The organism is Pseudomonas sp. YJ42, assembly GCF_047225135.1.
Taxonomy (GTDB): Bacteria; Pseudomonadota; Gammaproteobacteria; order Pseudomonadales; family Pseudomonadaceae; genus Stutzerimonas; species Stutzerimonas stutzeri_E.
On the sequence record NZ_CP178378.1, the window covers coordinates 1,639,685 to 1,652,728 of the forward strand.

Here is a 13,044-nt window from a genome sequence, read left to right on the forward strand (position 1 = left end):
GGCTTCGCTACGCCGGTAACGCTGGATCCCGCAGTGCGTACTCAACAGGCCTCGCAGGCGACGGGCTGGGGCGCGTCCGACCAAGGATTGCGGCCCTCGCCGATCCACGCCAGGCTCGCCAGCCAGAAGCCGTCACGGTGGCGTTCATGGAACAGATCGAAATGCCCGACGCGCGCCAGACCCAACTCGGCGGGGCTGAGCCGCACATGGTCCCGCTGGCTGTTGCGGTAGTAGCTCAATCCCCGCTCGATGGCCGGCGAGGTGCCGTACTCATCATCGCAGACGCTGACCGCCAGAATCGGGGCGTAGACGGCGGCGAATCGCGCCAACATCTGTTCGCGCTCATGCGCTGGGTAGCTGTGCTCCATTCGCGCCCGGCGAAACGCCCACTCCAGCGCCACGCCGGCCGGCAGGTCTTCCAGCCAGCCCAGCCGTCGTCCCGGAAAATAGCCGTAGACCGCCGTCACGGCCGGCATGAACAGATGCCACTTGGCAAACATCCGCCAACGTTGGGCGGCGGCGTAATCGCGCCAATAGGCATATTGCGCACCGACGCTGAGAAAGCGGTCCACTTGGCTGGCGGCCTCGGCGAACCCCGGCAGAAAGCCACCGATGCTGTGCCCGACCGTGACCAATAGGCCGTCCGGGTCGCGCTCACGCATCCAGCGCACTGCCGCATCGAAATCGTAGTCGCCCCAGTCGCGCCAACGAATGTCGACCCCGCGCAGGTTCTTTGGCCGCGAGCCACCGATACCGCGGTAATCGTAGGTCAGCACCGCATATCCATGCTCGCGCAGAAACGCGGCGTAGCGGGCGTAGTAGCGTGCCAGCACGCCGGTTGCGCTATTGATGATCACCGAGCCGCGCGCCTCGCCATTGGGCAGCCAGAGCTGCGCGGCAAGCGAATAGTCATCGCGGCATTGCAGAAACATATGCTTGGGCATGGGCGGCCGTCGCTTCGTGGGGTCTCGTGCAACATTGCCCGCTGCAGCCATTTTTGGCCAGCCCATTGGTGGAGCCGGCCGATACGCATCACGACTAGGCGGCGGCGCTGCGATGCAATCACAATGGTCGCCGGTTCCCTACCGTGAGACCGTCAACGAACGCAGCACTGGTCCAGCGGTCCATCATCGGGCTGACGCGGCGCCGCCGCGGCGTCTGCTTTCATCCAACCGCTCTGCTCTCCGCCTTTGACTGCGGTACAGCGGCCTTTCGGAGTTCTCCATGCAAAGCGATCAGCTGATCGTATTCGCCGTGCTGGCCGCAACACTGGGGCTGTTCGTGTGGAATCGCTGGCGTTACGACATCGTTGCGCTCGGCGCCCTGCTGGTCGTCACCCTGACCGGTATCGTGCCGCCAGAGAACACCTTCATGGGCCTTGGGCATCCGGCGGTGATCACTGTCGCTGCCGTACTGGTGCTCAGCCGCGGCCTGCTCAACAGCGGCGTGGTCGATTCACTGGCGCGCCATCTGACCCGGGTTGGCGACCAGCCCTGGATTCAGGTGCTGACGCTCACCGGTATCGTCGCGCTGTGCTCGGGCTTCATGAACAACGTCGGCGCGCTGGCGCTGTTCATGCCGGTCGCCGTATGGATGTCACGCCAGAGTGGCCGCTCGCCCTCCTATCTGCTGATGCCGCTGGCGTTCGGCTCATTGCTCGGCGGTACCCTGACGCTGATCGGTACGCCACCCAACATCATTATCGCCGGCTATCGGCGTGAAGTCGGCGAGACGCCGTTCCGCATGTTCGAGTTTCTTCCCGTAGGTCTGGCGATCACGGTCGCCGGCGTTCTGCTCATCACCCTGTTGTGGCGCCTGACCCCACGTCGCGAGAACCAGAGCGGTGATCAGGAGCTGTTCGAGATCAGCGCCTATATGACAGAACTGCAGATTCCGCAGGGCAGCAAATATGCCGGTCGCACCTTGCGCGATCTGCTGGTCGCAGGCGGTGAAGAAGCCGATGTCATGGTCATCGCCCTGGTACGCGCCGGGCGGCATCAGCGCATGCCCTCGACCTACGAAGTGCTGCACGAGGAAGACGTTCTGCTGGTCGAAGCCGATTCGGACAGTCTCAAGAGCTTTCTCGACGTGACGCACCTGCAGCTGGCCGCCGAGGCGGACAGCAAGGCGGAAGCGCGTGAGAAAGCCGAGCAGGAAAAGCGGGCCGAAACTAATGGCGACAAGAGCCAGCAGCCAGATGACCCGGACGCCGATCGCACGCCTCGCGGGGAGCGCGCCCTGGCAGAGGCGATCATTACCGCCGGCTCGTCCCTGGTCGGCACGACCGCAACCGGCCTGGCGCTGCGTGAGCGCCACGGGGTCAACATCCTTGCCGTGGCGCGCCAAGGGCAGCGACTGCAGCAACGACTGGGCAAGATCCGCTTCGCCGCGGGCGACATTCTGCTGCTGCAGGCACGCGAGGATCAGCTGCAATCGACATTGAGCAACCTCGGTTGCCTGCCGCTGGCATCGCGCGGTCTGCGTATCACCGCGCCTCGCAAGGTGTTGTTGGCCAGTAGCATTTTTGCCGGCGCGCTGGCGCTGATCGCGTTCGGCGTGGTGCCCGCGGCGATCGCATTGGTCGGCGCGGCATTGGCGATGGTGCTCGTGGGGCTGGTCCCCACCGGCGACATCTACAAGAGCATCGACATGTCGGTCATCGTCCTGATCGCCGCGATGCTGCCGATTGGCGAGGCACTGGAAACCACCGGCGGCTCGCGCCTGATCGCCAACGCCCTGCTGGATATCAGCCAGGCGGCGCCACCGGCCGCCACGGTGGCGACCCTGATGATTGGCGTGATGCTGTTATCCAACGTGGTCAACAACGCCGCTGCCGCGGTGCTTGCCGCCCCCGTGGCGATCGCCCTCGCGCGCGGTATGGACGCCTCTGCCGATCCGCTGTTGATGGCGGTCGCCATCAGTGCTTCCTGCGCCTTTCTAACGCCCATCGGACACCAGTCGAATACGCTGGTCATGGCCCCCGGCGGCTACCGTTTCGGTGACTACTGGCGGCTCGGGCTGCCGCTGTCGATCTTGGTGGTGCTGGTGGCCGTACCCGTCATCCTCTGGGTTTGGCCTCTATAGCGGCGTCCGCGGCGTGGTTCAACGCGTCTTGAGTCCATTGAGCAACGCCTCATGGAACACATCCGGCGCCTCGACCTGCGGTGAGTGGCCCAGCTCAGGGAAAGGCACCAGGGTCGCGTTGGGAATCATCGCCGCGGCCTGCCGGCCAAGTTCGGGATAATCGCCCAGGCGTTGCGCGACGTCTTCCGGCGCTCGATTGGCTCCCGGTGCGGTGCGGTCCTTACCACCGATCAGCAACAAGGTTGGCACACTCAGCGTGTCGAATTCGTGGATCACCGGCTGGGTGAAAACCATGTCAGACGTCAGCGCCTGGTTCCAGGCAACGATCTCTTTGCCGTCACCGGCGTACATCCCGGCCAGCATGCTCACCCAGCTGTCATAGCGCGGTTTCCAGCTGCCGTTGTAGTAGAACTTCTGCTGGTAGGCTTTGATCTTTTCGAAGTCGGTCTTCAACTCGCTCTGATACAGTTCTTCGATTGACGCGTAGGGCACGCCTTTTTCTTGCCAATCCTCGAGCCCGATGGGGTTGACCAGTACCAGCTGCTCGACCATCTGCGGATAATTGAGCGCGAACCGTGACGCCAGCATGCCACCCATGGAATGACCGATCACGGTGACCTTCTCCAGATCCAGCGACTCCAGCAGCGCGCGGGTGTTGTGTGCCAGCTGCGCAAAGCTGAACTGGTAAGCCTCAGGCTTGCTGGAACTGCAAAAACCGATCTGATCGGGTGCAATCACTCGATAACCGTTCTGCGAGAGCGCCGCGATGCTCTCCTTCCAAGTCGCCGCACAGAAGTTCTTGCCGTGCATCAGCACGACCGTTCGCCCATTGCCTTTGCCCGCTGGGGGCACGTCCATGTACGCCATGGTCAAAGGCTGGCGCTGAGACGAAAACTCGAAGCGCTTGATTGGGTGGGGATACTCAAACCCTTCAAGGTGCGGCCCGTAGGTCGGCTGTTGTTCAGCGTGCAGCACGGGGACGACAGTCAGCCCGGCGGCGAACATCAAGGAGGATATGGCTCGTTTCACGCATCAACTCCTGGCAGGCGACCATTCGGCCGCGATGACGTATGGGTCGTTGTGCGGAGCGGGCTGTCTTCAGAATCCAGACAGGCACCGAAGGCTCAAGCACAACGGTTTGCCTATCTGGGAGCACGAAACCGAAGTGAGGGTTCGGCGAGGACGGTGCAAGAATGTTTCTTTGTGATACCGCCTCGTACCGGGATCAAACAGACACCCGATGCGAGCGACAGCGACGCTACTGGGCGTCGACCTGCTGGATATCGAAGCCGATACGGTTGTCGGCGCTGATGCGAAAGTGCAGCGTCTCGCCAGTCTCAACTCGCGCGGCCCGCTCGCGTAGCAGATTGCCCATGCCGCACAGGGTGTCGTCTTCGGGATCGGACTCGATGCTGACGATGCGCATACCCTCCGGCACCTGCAACCGCACCTGTTCGCCGACGTGGATGCGTGCGGCGAGCTTGCGATCGACCATCACCGCCACATAGCAACCACCGCCGCGCACGCCGAAGTCGCGGGTCACCACCAGCTCGCCGCCGTTGGTGATGGGCGTCTGATAGCCGCGCAGACGTTCCTGCGGCACCGGCTTGATGTCCTCCGGGTCAGCCTGCCAGGACGAGCAGCCGGCCAGTGCCAGTAGGGAAGCAAATGCGAGGGGCAAGCGCATGCGGGACTCTCCGATCAGATAAGCGAAGCGCTGATGGTATGACAGGTTTACGCTCGCCATGCGGGAAATACGGCAGCTGATCTAACGGGTCGACACCGGGTGGCTGCTCCCGGGATAGGGCCGCTCTTCTTCTAGCCCGCCGTCGCGCCGGTAGACCTCGACCGAAGCGGTCTTGCCCGCCATGAATCTATCCAGCTCGGTGAACATCTCGTCCTTGGTCACCGTCCCGCAGCACGGTTTCGCGGGATTGCGGGTCGGTCAGCTCCCAGCCCATCGGGGTTGGATTCACGTGGTATTTGTCCATGGGTACTCCTGATGGCGGGCGCAGGTTCGATCGCGTCCTGGGCTGGCGGGCTATCGGTCGTCGACACCGTCCTCGATCTCGCTTTCGTCGAAGTCCGGATCCTCGCCGGGCTCTTTCTCACCGCTATCGGTCATGGTGACGTCCGGCGATTCGTCAGCGGGATGGTCATGTTCGGATTGATCCTGATGGTGCTGGCTCATGGCGATCTCGCTGTATGACGCAATGGGGTCTATCGCATTGGAGCCGCCTCAGTCCGACGGCGTTCGCTTCACCAGGTGCCGGCGGTCCGATCGCCATCGGTTGCCGGCAGGAGAATCCGCCGCGCCGGCCAACTTGCGATTGCAGCCGCACCAGGACTCCACCACACTGCCGTCAATCCCACCTGTGACCGGAGCTGCCCCCATGCCTGCCAACAACCATCCCCCGCGCGACAGCATTCTGGCCGACCCGAATGCGCTCAGCTGCACCATCTACCGTGCCCACGAAACCGATCCGGACGGCGAAGAAAAGGACATGGGCGACGCCCGTGTGATCATCACCGGACAGTTCGAACCGCCGCAGGAATGGGACGCCAAGGCGCGCGCCGATTACTTCGACGGCATGCCGGAAGACGCCTTCTTCACGGCTGTATTCGCCAGCGAAGCCGGCACCGACTCCAAGGGCTATTTCACCGTCGAGGCCGATGATTACGCCGCCGTGACCGAGCAGGACGGCACCATCTCGATGTTCTATGTCTGCGAGCGCCTGGACGACGGCACCTACGTGCTGCTGCGCGAAGAAGACGACGGCGAGGAATAAGCCGCCGGTACCGCCCGCCGCACTAACGCAACAAACGGGTAATCGAACCCGCTCCCACCCAACCGGGTCTGCTCTTCATGGGCAGCCCGTCGGTCGTCCGGCCGAACCGCCTGCATCATCCGTCGCCATCAAAGAGGAATCGCATGAGCCCTCTGCAACATCGCTGGCAGTCGCCGGTTTTACGTATGAAGCTGGTCGCCGGCCTTCTGCTGCTGCTCGCGGCCCTGCTCTATGTCGTGGCGACCGCCTTGGAACCACGGCACCCGGCTTGGGGTTATCTCGCTTCTTTCGCCGAAGCGGCCATGGTTGGCGCCATTGCCGACTGGTTCGCCGTCACCGCCCTGTTCCGCCACCCGCTAGGCCTGCCCATTCCGCACACAGCAATCATTCCGCGCAGCAAGGCCCGGATCGGGCAGAACCTGTCGGTCTTCATCACCACCCACTTCCTTTCCACCCCATTGGTACTGGCCAAGCTGGAGGCTCTGGATATCGGCGGACGCCTGGCCAACTGGCTGCGCCATCCGGCCAATGCCGACGCCGTCGGCCGGCAGCTCACCGGCATGGCACGTTTCGGCGCCGAGTCGCTGCATGACGAGCGGGTGCAGGCCTTCGTCCAGGCCAAACTGATCAACCGCGTGCGCAAGATCGATCTTGCGCCGGTCTGTGGTCAGGTGCTGGAAATGCTCACCCGCCAGGGCAAGCATCAGGCGATGCTCGATGAAGCGCTGATCAAGCTCGACACCCTGCTGCAGGACGACGACACCCGGGCATTGGTAGCCGACGCCATCACCGCCGAAGTACGTACCCTGCGCTACCTGGGCCTGGGCAGGGCCGTCGGCGGCTGGTCGGCGAACAAGTTCGTCGACGGCGTTTCGGCGGTGATCGCCGAAGTCGCCGAAGATCCCGAGCACCCGCTGCGCGAACGCTTCGACGAGCATGTCGGCGAATATATCGAGCGGCTCAAGCATGACCCGGCCTATCGGCTGGAGGTCGAGCGCCTCGTCGCTCAGTTGCTTGAGCATCCAGCCACCACCGACTACCTGCAAACGCTCTGGCGCGAGCTGGCCGACTGGCTGGAAGCCGATCTGGACAGCCCGGACTCGCGCATCGGCAAACGGATCGTGCGCCTGACCCAGGGCCTGGGCGACTCGCTGGCCGCCGACACCGCGATGCGCACCTGGATCAACGAGCAATTGATGGCTGCCGCACCCACGATGCTCGAGCGCTACCGCGGGCAGATCGGTAAATACATCGCCCAGCGCGTGGAGAACTGGGAGAGCCGTGAGTTGGTCGAGCAGATGGAGCAGAGCGTCGGCAAGGACCTGCAGTACATCCGAATCAACGGCACCCTGGTCGGTGGGCTCGTCGGCCTGGTGTTGCATGCGCTCACGCAGCTGGCCGTTGGGTAGGCGGCCGCGAGGGAGATCGGCAATGCCCCGCTACATTCAGGCGCTGAGCAGACGCAATGTTTCGCTGATATGGCTGGCGCTCGCATCGCCGGTCAATAGCCGATCCCAACGTAGGGTCGCCGGGTGCCCGGCGAGGTACCACAAGCGATTGGCCAGTTGATCGGCATCGCGCGCGTCGTGGGTCACGCAGATCATCGCCATCTGCGGCTGCGCGTCGAGCAGGCGGACGATGAGCGCGCGCAGTTCCGTCGCGCGGTCGGGATCCAGCGAAGCGAAGGGTTCGTCGAGCAACAGCAAGTCCGGGCGGATCGCCAGGCTGCGCGCCAGCGCCGCACGACGCGCCATGCCCAGCGACAACTGATCGGGCAGCCGATCCGCGGCATCGCCCAGCCCCACCTCGCTCAGCAGCCGCTCTATGTCTGCCGCCGAGGCGCCGACCAGTGCCAGATTCTGGCGCACGGTGCGCCAGGGTAGCAGGCGATGCTCCTGAAACAGGTAGCCGACCCGCGGAGGCTTTCCCGCGCGGAGCGTCGGCACCAGCCGTGGATCGAGCCCGGCGATGGCGTTGAGCAGGGTCGTCTTGCCGATACCCGAGGGGCCAAGCAGGCAGATGCGGTCGCCGGCAGATACCTGCAAATCGATCGCCCCCAACACCGGATGGGCGGCCGCGGCACCATCGACGCGCAGCTTAAGCATGCTGCACGCCCGCCTCGCGCCAGGCCGACGCCCGTCGTTCGAGGGGTTGCAACGCAGCCAGTTCGATCAGCTGCACCACCGCAATGAAGGTCAGGCTGTAGGCCAGGATGCTCGCCACGTCGAAGACCTGAAAGGCCATGTGCAGCTGGAAACCGACGCCGTCCGAGCGCCCGAGCAGCTCGACCACCAGCACGATTTTCCAGATCAGCGCCAGGCCACCTCGGGTCGCCGCCATCAGGTAGGGAAACAGCTGCGGCAGCCACACATCCAGTACCCGCTGGCGACAGCTGAAAGCGTATACCTGGGCCATCTGCTCGAGCTTCGGATCCAGGCTGCGCGCGCCTTCGCGCAGCGTGACCGCGACATTGGGCACCTTGTTGATCACCACCGCCAGCACGGCCGCCGCTTCCACCAGGCCGAACCAGACGTAGAGCAGGATGATGGTCACCAGCGCCGGCAGGTTGAGAAACAGCACCAGCAGCGGATCGAGCACGGCGTTGGCCGTGCGCGAACGGCCCATCCACACGCCGAGCAGCGCGCCCAGGGCCATCGCCAGAATGAAACTGATCAGCACCCGACGCAGGGTTACCACCAGGTGATGCGGCAGCTCGCCATTGTGCAGCGCGCGCCAGAAGGTCTCCAGCACCGCTGCCGGCGAGGGCAGCAAAGGGGTGTGCATCAGCCATGCGATCAGCGCCCAGAATGCCACCAGCAGGGGCAGCGCGAGCCAGCAGGCCCAGCGCGTATCGTTCATGGTTCGCTCTGGAACAACGCGGCCGGCATCAGGGCCGCCGGGGCGGTGCCGGTCAGCGTCAGCAAGCGCTGCAAGGTCGCGATGCGCGCCGCGTCCAGCGGTTGCGGAATGCCCTCGACAAAGCTGTTGCGCAAGGCGGCGAACACCGCCTCGTCATCGGCCCGCATCAGGGGACGAATCGCCTGCCACGGCTCTGAGCTGCTCGCCAACGCACGCTTGGTCTGGCGCAGGGCCCTGCTGAAATGCCGCAGCAGCGCCTCGTGCGACGCGGCCCAATCCTCGGCGAACAGGTAGCCGAGCACCGGCAGATCGGGGGCGAGGTCCAGCGTGCGGACCAGATCAGCCAGACGAAATGCACTGCGCACGCCGCCTTCGCCACGCAAGCGCGCCGAGAAATGCCAGAAGGTCAGCAGCGCGTCGATCTGGCCGCGGCGCAGCGCCTGCCCCAATAACGGCGGCGCGGCGTACTGCACGGTCGCGTCGCGCGCCAAGTCGATGCCCTGCCGCGCCGCCACGCGCTGCAACAATTGCCAGCCGAGGCCGTCCGGCCCGCCTGCGACACCGATGCGCTTGCCGCGCAGGTCGGCCAGTCCGTGGATGTCGCTGCCCTCGCTGACCAACACTTCGCCGATCTGCGAGGAAAACGGCACGTAGCGGTAGGCGGTGCCAGCGGTATAGCGCGCCTGGGCCCAGAGCAGGTCGCTCACCGCCCCGTCGACGCTGCCGCCGGTCAGCGCCAACCGCGATGCTGGCAGGTCGGCCACCAGGAGCACCTGCAAGTCGAACCCGTTAGCGTGATCCAGCCCGTGACGCTTGAGGTGGTCGAGTTCCCAGTGCGGCGTCCCGAACTGCAACACGCTGAGAGTCAGCACCGGCAACGCTCGCTCCTCGCTCTGCGCGGACGCCAGTAGCGGGACCAAGGCCACCAGAACTGCAGGCAGGCATCGACGCGCCGCTCGGAAGGCGCGGACGGAGAACCGGGCGAGGAACCACGAAGCAGGCATCATGCCCGCAGGGTACGAAGACGCCAGCCCGTCACGAATAGTACTTTGGTGCTCGTTGGCTGCTGCGATGGTCGTGGCTGCGGCGGTGCAGCAGCCACGATCTCACGCGGCCTGTGATCGAAGATCCTAAGCGCTCTGCTGCTTCAGCCGCTGCACCAGCCGTGCCTGCAGTTTCTCCAGTTCTGCCGGCTCCGCCTTGCCCGCCGCATGGATGCCCAGCCCTTCGCCGGCAAAACGCGGGACGATGTGCACATGGATGTGAAAAACCGTCTGCCCCGCCGGGGCACCGTTGAACTGCGCGACCTGCACGCCGTCGGGCTGCAACTCGTCGACGATCACGCGGGTCAGCTTCTGCACCACCGCCATGACCTTGCACAGCGCCTCGGTATCCACATCGAGGATGTTGCACGCCGCGGAGCGCTTCGGAATCACCAGCGCATGGCCGTAGGACTGGGGGAACAGGTCGAGGAAGGCAAGCACGTCGTCGTCCTCGTAGAGCTTGTAGCAAGGCGCATCGCCCCGAATGATCTGGGCGAAAATGTTTTGTGGGTCATAGGGAGTGGTCAGCGACACGTGCAGCGCTCCATGAAGTGGGGTGAGCGCCAACCATAGCGGGAGCCGACCACGCAGAGCCAGCGGTACGTTGATGGCGTTGCGCAAGCCTCGAGCAGCACTGACACATGCATTCGAACGCATATGCACCGGAACGATGCAACGTCGCGAGCGCTCTCAATCTCACCACCCACCCGAACCGAGGTCTTCACAATGCGCGTCCGTCCCTCCCCGCTCGCCGCTGCCGTTGCCCTGTGCTTCTTTTCCCTGACCAGCTTTGCGGCCGACCTCAAGCCCGACGAGCTACTCAAACAGGCCGAAGCCGAGCAGAAGCCGTATCTGGAAACGGTGAAGGCGCTGGTCGCCGTCGATACCGGCACCGGGCTGGAAAAGGGCCTGGCGACCGTCAGCCAGATGCTGGTCAAGCGTCTCGAAGCCTTGGGGGCAAGTGTCACGACCACGCCCGCAACGCCCTCGGCAGGCGACAACATCGTCGGCACGCTGAAAGGCTCGGGCAGCAAGAATTTCATGCTGATGGTTCACTACGACACCGTGTTCGGCGAAGGCACGGCCGCCAAGCGTCCGTTCCGCATGGACGAGCAGCGTGCCTACGGGCCCGGCGTCGCGGACGCCAAAGGCGGCGTGGCGATGATTCTTCACGCGTTGGAATTGCTCAAACGCGAGGGCTTCGACGACTACGGCAGCATCACCGTGCTGTTCAACCCGGACGAGGAAATGGGCTCGTCGGGCTCGAAGCAAATCATTGCCGAGCTGGCGCGCAAGCATGATTACGTCTTCTCCTACGAGCCGCCGGACAAGGATGCGGTGACCACCGCCACCAACGGCATCAACGCGGTGATACTCGAGGTGAAGGGCAAATCGTCCCATGCGGGCTCGGCGCCAGAAGAGGGTCGTAATGCCGTGATGGAACTGGCCCACCAACTGGTGCAGCTGCGGGACCTGGGCGATCCGAGCAAGGGCACCACCGTCAACTGGACCATGATCGAGGGCGGCGAGAAGCGCAACATTATCCCCTCCAGCGCGAAAGCGGAGGCGGACATGCGCTACTCGGACCTCAGCGAGTACGACCGGGTGCTCGCGGATGCCAAACGGATCATCACAAAGCAGCTGATCGACGAGACCACGGTCGAGGTGCACATCGACAAGGGCCGCCCGCCGCTGGCGAAGAATGCCGGCTCCGAAGCCTTGGCCAAAACGGCGCAGGAACTCTATGGCGAGATCGGTAAGGATATTGAGCCCATTGCCATGCGCTTCGGCACCGACGCCGGTTACGCCTACGTCCCGGACAGCGATACGCCTGCGGTGCTGGAAACCATGGGGGTCGTCGGTGCAGGCCTGCATTCGGACGAGGAATACCTGGAGCTCGCCAGCATCGCGCCGCGCCTGTACCTGACGGTGGCGATGATCAAAACGCTTTCCACGCAGTGATTGTTCAGCCCTTGAGCAGAACGCGGCGCGGGGGCGCATTGACGGCCCGCGCCGGAAAATGACCGCGTCACCTCGCAGCCGCTATCCTCACCTACCGAATCCTGTCTTGCGGAGAGCGCACCATGCATGACCTGTCTTCCTTCCCCATCACCCAGAAATGGCCCGCCAGCTACCCTGATCGCCTGCAGCTGTATTCGCTGCCCACGCCCAACGGGGTGAAGGCGTCGATCATGCTGGAGGAGACCGGTCTGCCCTACGAGGCGCATCTGGTCAATTTCGAGAGCAACGATCAGCTCTCGGAGGAATTTCTCTCACTGAACCCGAACAACAAGATCCCGGCGATCCTCGATCCCAACGGACCGAATGGCGAGCCGCTGGCCCTGTTCGAGTCCGGTGCGATTCTGCTGTATCTGGCGGAGAAGACCGGTCAGTTCATGCCGGAGGATGCCGCGGCTCGCTACGAGACGATCCAATGGCTGATGTTCCAGATGGGCGGCATCGGCCCGATGTTCGGCCAGTTGGGCTTCTTCCACAAATTTGCCGGCAAGGACTACGAGGACAAGCGCCCACGCGATCGCTACGTCGCTGAAAGCCAACGCCTGCTGGGCGTGCTGGACAAGCGCCTGGAAGGCCGCGATTGGCTCATGGGCGGCCGCTACAGCATCGCCGACATCGCCACCTTCCCATGGGTGCGCAACCTGGTGGGCTTCTACGAAGCGCGCGAACTGGTGGAATTCGAGCGCTTCGTTAACGTGCAACGCGTGCTGGACGCCTTCGTCGCGCGGCCGGCGGTGGCCAAAGGTCTGAACATCCCGCCACGTGGGTGAAGGCCCAAAAAATACTGATAACAGCCACAAGTCGTAACCGGCTTATCAGGCGCGGGCCGGGCATCTGATGAAATGCAGTCAGCGCTGATCCGATCTGTCCGAGGCGCGGCGAACCGCGCCCACCTCAGATCACCTTCGCCGCACGGCCGATGAACTGAATCGGCCCGGTCGGCGACCCGGTGGGCTGCTCCAGCGTCAGCTCGAAGAGTTGGTTTGGTTGCAACGGCGGAAGGTCGTCCAGGCGAATTTTGACGACTCACCCGGCTTGACCAGGCCAAGGGAGACCGGTGCCTGCCAGCGGCCCGCCTTGGTCCAGAGCCGCAAGGCCTTGCCAAACGGCATCTCTTTTTCATCCACACGCAGCGGTGGCTGGAGTTGTCAGAAAAAATCGCACATCCGTGTCGATTCCTTTGGCCGTGAATCGACCAATGAACAGAGCCAGCGGATTGAGCAGCACCGACTAGGCTGTTCTTCAACTGA

General features: G+C 64.2%; 13 protein-coding genes and 1 pseudogene. 5 read left to right on the forward strand and 9 right to left on the reverse strand.

From position 1 onward, the window contains the following. Positions 1-41: 41 nt before the first annotated feature. Positions 42-944 (reverse strand): alpha/beta fold hydrolase, encoded by a 903-nt coding sequence (locus tag ACL0K2_RS07335; protein ID WP_045163190.1) that lies wholly within the window; start codon positions 942-944, stop codon positions 42-44. Positions 945-1,224: 280 nt separating this feature from the next. Between ACL0K2_RS07335 and ACL0K2_RS07340 the strand changes: the two genes are divergently transcribed. Then, on the forward strand, positions 1,225-3,084 hold the full coding sequence (locus tag ACL0K2_RS07340; RefSeq protein WP_413044127.1) for an SLC13 family permease: 1,860 nt from the start codon (positions 1,225-1,227) through the stop codon (positions 3,082-3,084). Between the two features lie 18 nt (positions 3,085-3,102). Here ACL0K2_RS07340 and ACL0K2_RS07345 read toward each other — a convergent pair whose 3' ends face one another. The 3 genes from ACL0K2_RS07345 to ACL0K2_RS07355 form a co-directional block, all read right to left on the reverse strand. After that, entirely contained in the window at positions 3,103-4,113 is a 1,011-nt protein-coding gene (locus ACL0K2_RS07345) for an alpha/beta fold hydrolase (RefSeq protein ID WP_413044128.1), read from the reverse strand. 229 nt (positions 4,114-4,342) lie between these two features. After that, positions 4,343-4,771, reverse strand: coding sequence for a hypothetical protein (locus ACL0K2_RS07350; protein ID WP_045163193.1), 429 nt, complete (start codon positions 4,769-4,771; stop codon positions 4,343-4,345). A gap of 354 nt (positions 4,772-5,125) precedes the next feature. After that, positions 5,126-5,275, reverse strand: a complete 150-nt coding sequence (locus ACL0K2_RS07355; protein WP_196298683.1) for a hypothetical protein — start codon at positions 5,273-5,275, stop codon at positions 5,126-5,128. A gap of 202 nt (positions 5,276-5,477) precedes the next feature. Between ACL0K2_RS07355 and ACL0K2_RS07360 the strand changes: the two genes are divergently transcribed. Both ACL0K2_RS07360 and ACL0K2_RS07365 read left to right on the forward strand, forming a co-directional pair. Next, the gene (locus ACL0K2_RS07360; RefSeq protein ID WP_045163195.1) at positions 5,478-5,873 is read left to right on the forward strand and encodes a hypothetical protein; all 396 of its coding nucleotides are present in this window, start codon (positions 5,478-5,480) and stop codon (positions 5,871-5,873) included. Positions 5,874-6,016: 143 nt separating this feature from the next. Then, positions 6,017-7,282: a DUF445 domain-containing protein gene (locus ACL0K2_RS07365; RefSeq protein ID WP_045163196.1), complete on the forward strand. Its 1,266-nt coding sequence runs from the start codon at positions 6,017-6,019 to the stop codon at positions 7,280-7,282. A gap of 36 nt (positions 7,283-7,318) precedes the next feature. Here the strand turns inward: ACL0K2_RS07365 and ACL0K2_RS07370 are convergent, their stop codons facing one another. The 4 genes from ACL0K2_RS07370 to ACL0K2_RS07385 all read right to left on the reverse strand — a co-directional run bounded on the left by ACL0K2_RS07370 (position 7,319) and on the right by ACL0K2_RS07385 (position 10,309). Continuing rightward, positions 7,319-7,978 carry an ABC transporter ATP-binding protein gene (locus tag ACL0K2_RS07370; RefSeq protein WP_413044129.1) on the reverse strand — a complete coding sequence of 220 codons (660 nt, stop codon included), beginning with the start codon at positions 7,976-7,978 and terminating at the stop codon, positions 7,319-7,321. Continuing rightward, positions 7,971-8,732: an ABC transporter permease gene (locus ACL0K2_RS07375; protein WP_239611514.1), complete on the reverse strand. Its 762-nt coding sequence runs from the start codon at positions 8,730-8,732 to the stop codon at positions 7,971-7,973. The genes ACL0K2_RS07370 and ACL0K2_RS07375 overlap by 8 nt, the downstream gene beginning before the upstream one ends. Beyond that, a complete protein-coding gene (locus tag ACL0K2_RS07380; RefSeq protein ID WP_413044130.1) occupies positions 8,729-9,739 on the reverse strand; it encodes an ABC transporter substrate-binding protein in 1,011 nt (336 codons plus the stop codon). The genes ACL0K2_RS07375 and ACL0K2_RS07380 overlap by 4 nt, the downstream gene beginning before the upstream one ends. A 123-nt stretch (positions 9,740-9,862) precedes the next feature. Then, on the reverse strand, positions 9,863-10,309 hold the full coding sequence (locus tag ACL0K2_RS07385; protein WP_239611512.1) for an HIT family protein: 447 nt from the start codon (positions 10,307-10,309) through the stop codon (positions 9,863-9,865). Between the two features lie 192 nt (positions 10,310-10,501). Here ACL0K2_RS07385 and ACL0K2_RS07390 point away from each other — a divergent pair, with 192 nt between their 5' ends. After that, the gene (locus ACL0K2_RS07390) at positions 10,502-11,737 is read left to right on the forward strand and encodes a M20/M25/M40 family metallo-hydrolase (protein ID WP_413044131.1); all 1,236 of its coding nucleotides are present in this window, start codon (positions 10,502-10,504) and stop codon (positions 11,735-11,737) included. Between the two features lie 122 nt (positions 11,738-11,859). Further along, positions 11,860-12,564: a glutathione S-transferase N-terminal domain-containing protein gene (locus ACL0K2_RS07395; protein ID WP_413044132.1), complete on the forward strand. Its 705-nt coding sequence runs from the start codon at positions 11,860-11,862 to the stop codon at positions 12,562-12,564. Between the two features lie 124 nt (positions 12,565-12,688). Here ACL0K2_RS07395 and ACL0K2_RS07400 read toward each other — a convergent pair. Further along, a pseudogene (locus tag ACL0K2_RS07400) lies at positions 12,689-12,909 on the reverse strand (anti-sigma factor domain-containing protein); the annotation flags it as partial. Positions 12,910-13,044 lie beyond the last annotated feature (135 nt).

Excerpts from the sequence above, each read along its gene's own strand:
- ACL0K2_RS07335 (WP_045163190.1), bottom strand. The coding sequence starts at position 944 with ATGCCCAAGCATATGTTTCTGCAATGCCGCGATGACTATTCGCTTGCC.
- ACL0K2_RS07340 (WP_413044127.1), top strand. The coding sequence starts at position 1,225 with ATGCAAAGCGATCAGCTGATCGTATTCGCCGTGCTGGCCGCAACACTG.
- ACL0K2_RS07350 (WP_045163193.1), bottom strand. The coding sequence starts at position 4,771 with ATGCGCTTGCCCCTCGCATTTGCTTCCCTACTGGCACTGGCCGGCTGC.
- ACL0K2_RS07355 (WP_196298683.1), bottom strand. The coding sequence starts at position 5,275 with ATGAGCCAGCACCATCAGGATCAATCCGAACATGACCATCCCGCTGAC.
- ACL0K2_RS07360 (WP_045163195.1), top strand. The coding sequence starts at position 5,478 with ATGCCTGCCAACAACCATCCCCCGCGCGACAGCATTCTGGCCGACCCG.
- ACL0K2_RS07365 (WP_045163196.1), top strand. The coding sequence starts at position 6,017 with ATGAGCCCTCTGCAACATCGCTGGCAGTCGCCGGTTTTACGTATGAAG.
- ACL0K2_RS07370 (WP_413044129.1), bottom strand. The coding sequence starts at position 7,978 with ATGCTTAAGCTGCGCGTCGATGGTGCCGCGGCCGCCCATCCGGTGTTG.
- ACL0K2_RS07375 (WP_239611514.1), bottom strand. The coding sequence starts at position 8,732 with ATGAACGATACGCGCTGGGCCTGCTGGCTCGCGCTGCCCCTGCTGGTG.
- ACL0K2_RS07380 (WP_413044130.1), bottom strand. The coding sequence starts at position 9,739 with ATGATGCCTGCTTCGTGGTTCCTCGCCCGGTTCTCCGTCCGCGCCTTC.
- ACL0K2_RS07390 (WP_413044131.1), top strand. The coding sequence starts at position 10,502 with ATGCGCGTCCGTCCCTCCCCGCTCGCCGCTGCCGTTGCCCTGTGCTTC.
- ACL0K2_RS07395 (WP_413044132.1), top strand. The coding sequence starts at position 11,860 with ATGCATGACCTGTCTTCCTTCCCCATCACCCAGAAATGGCCCGCCAGC.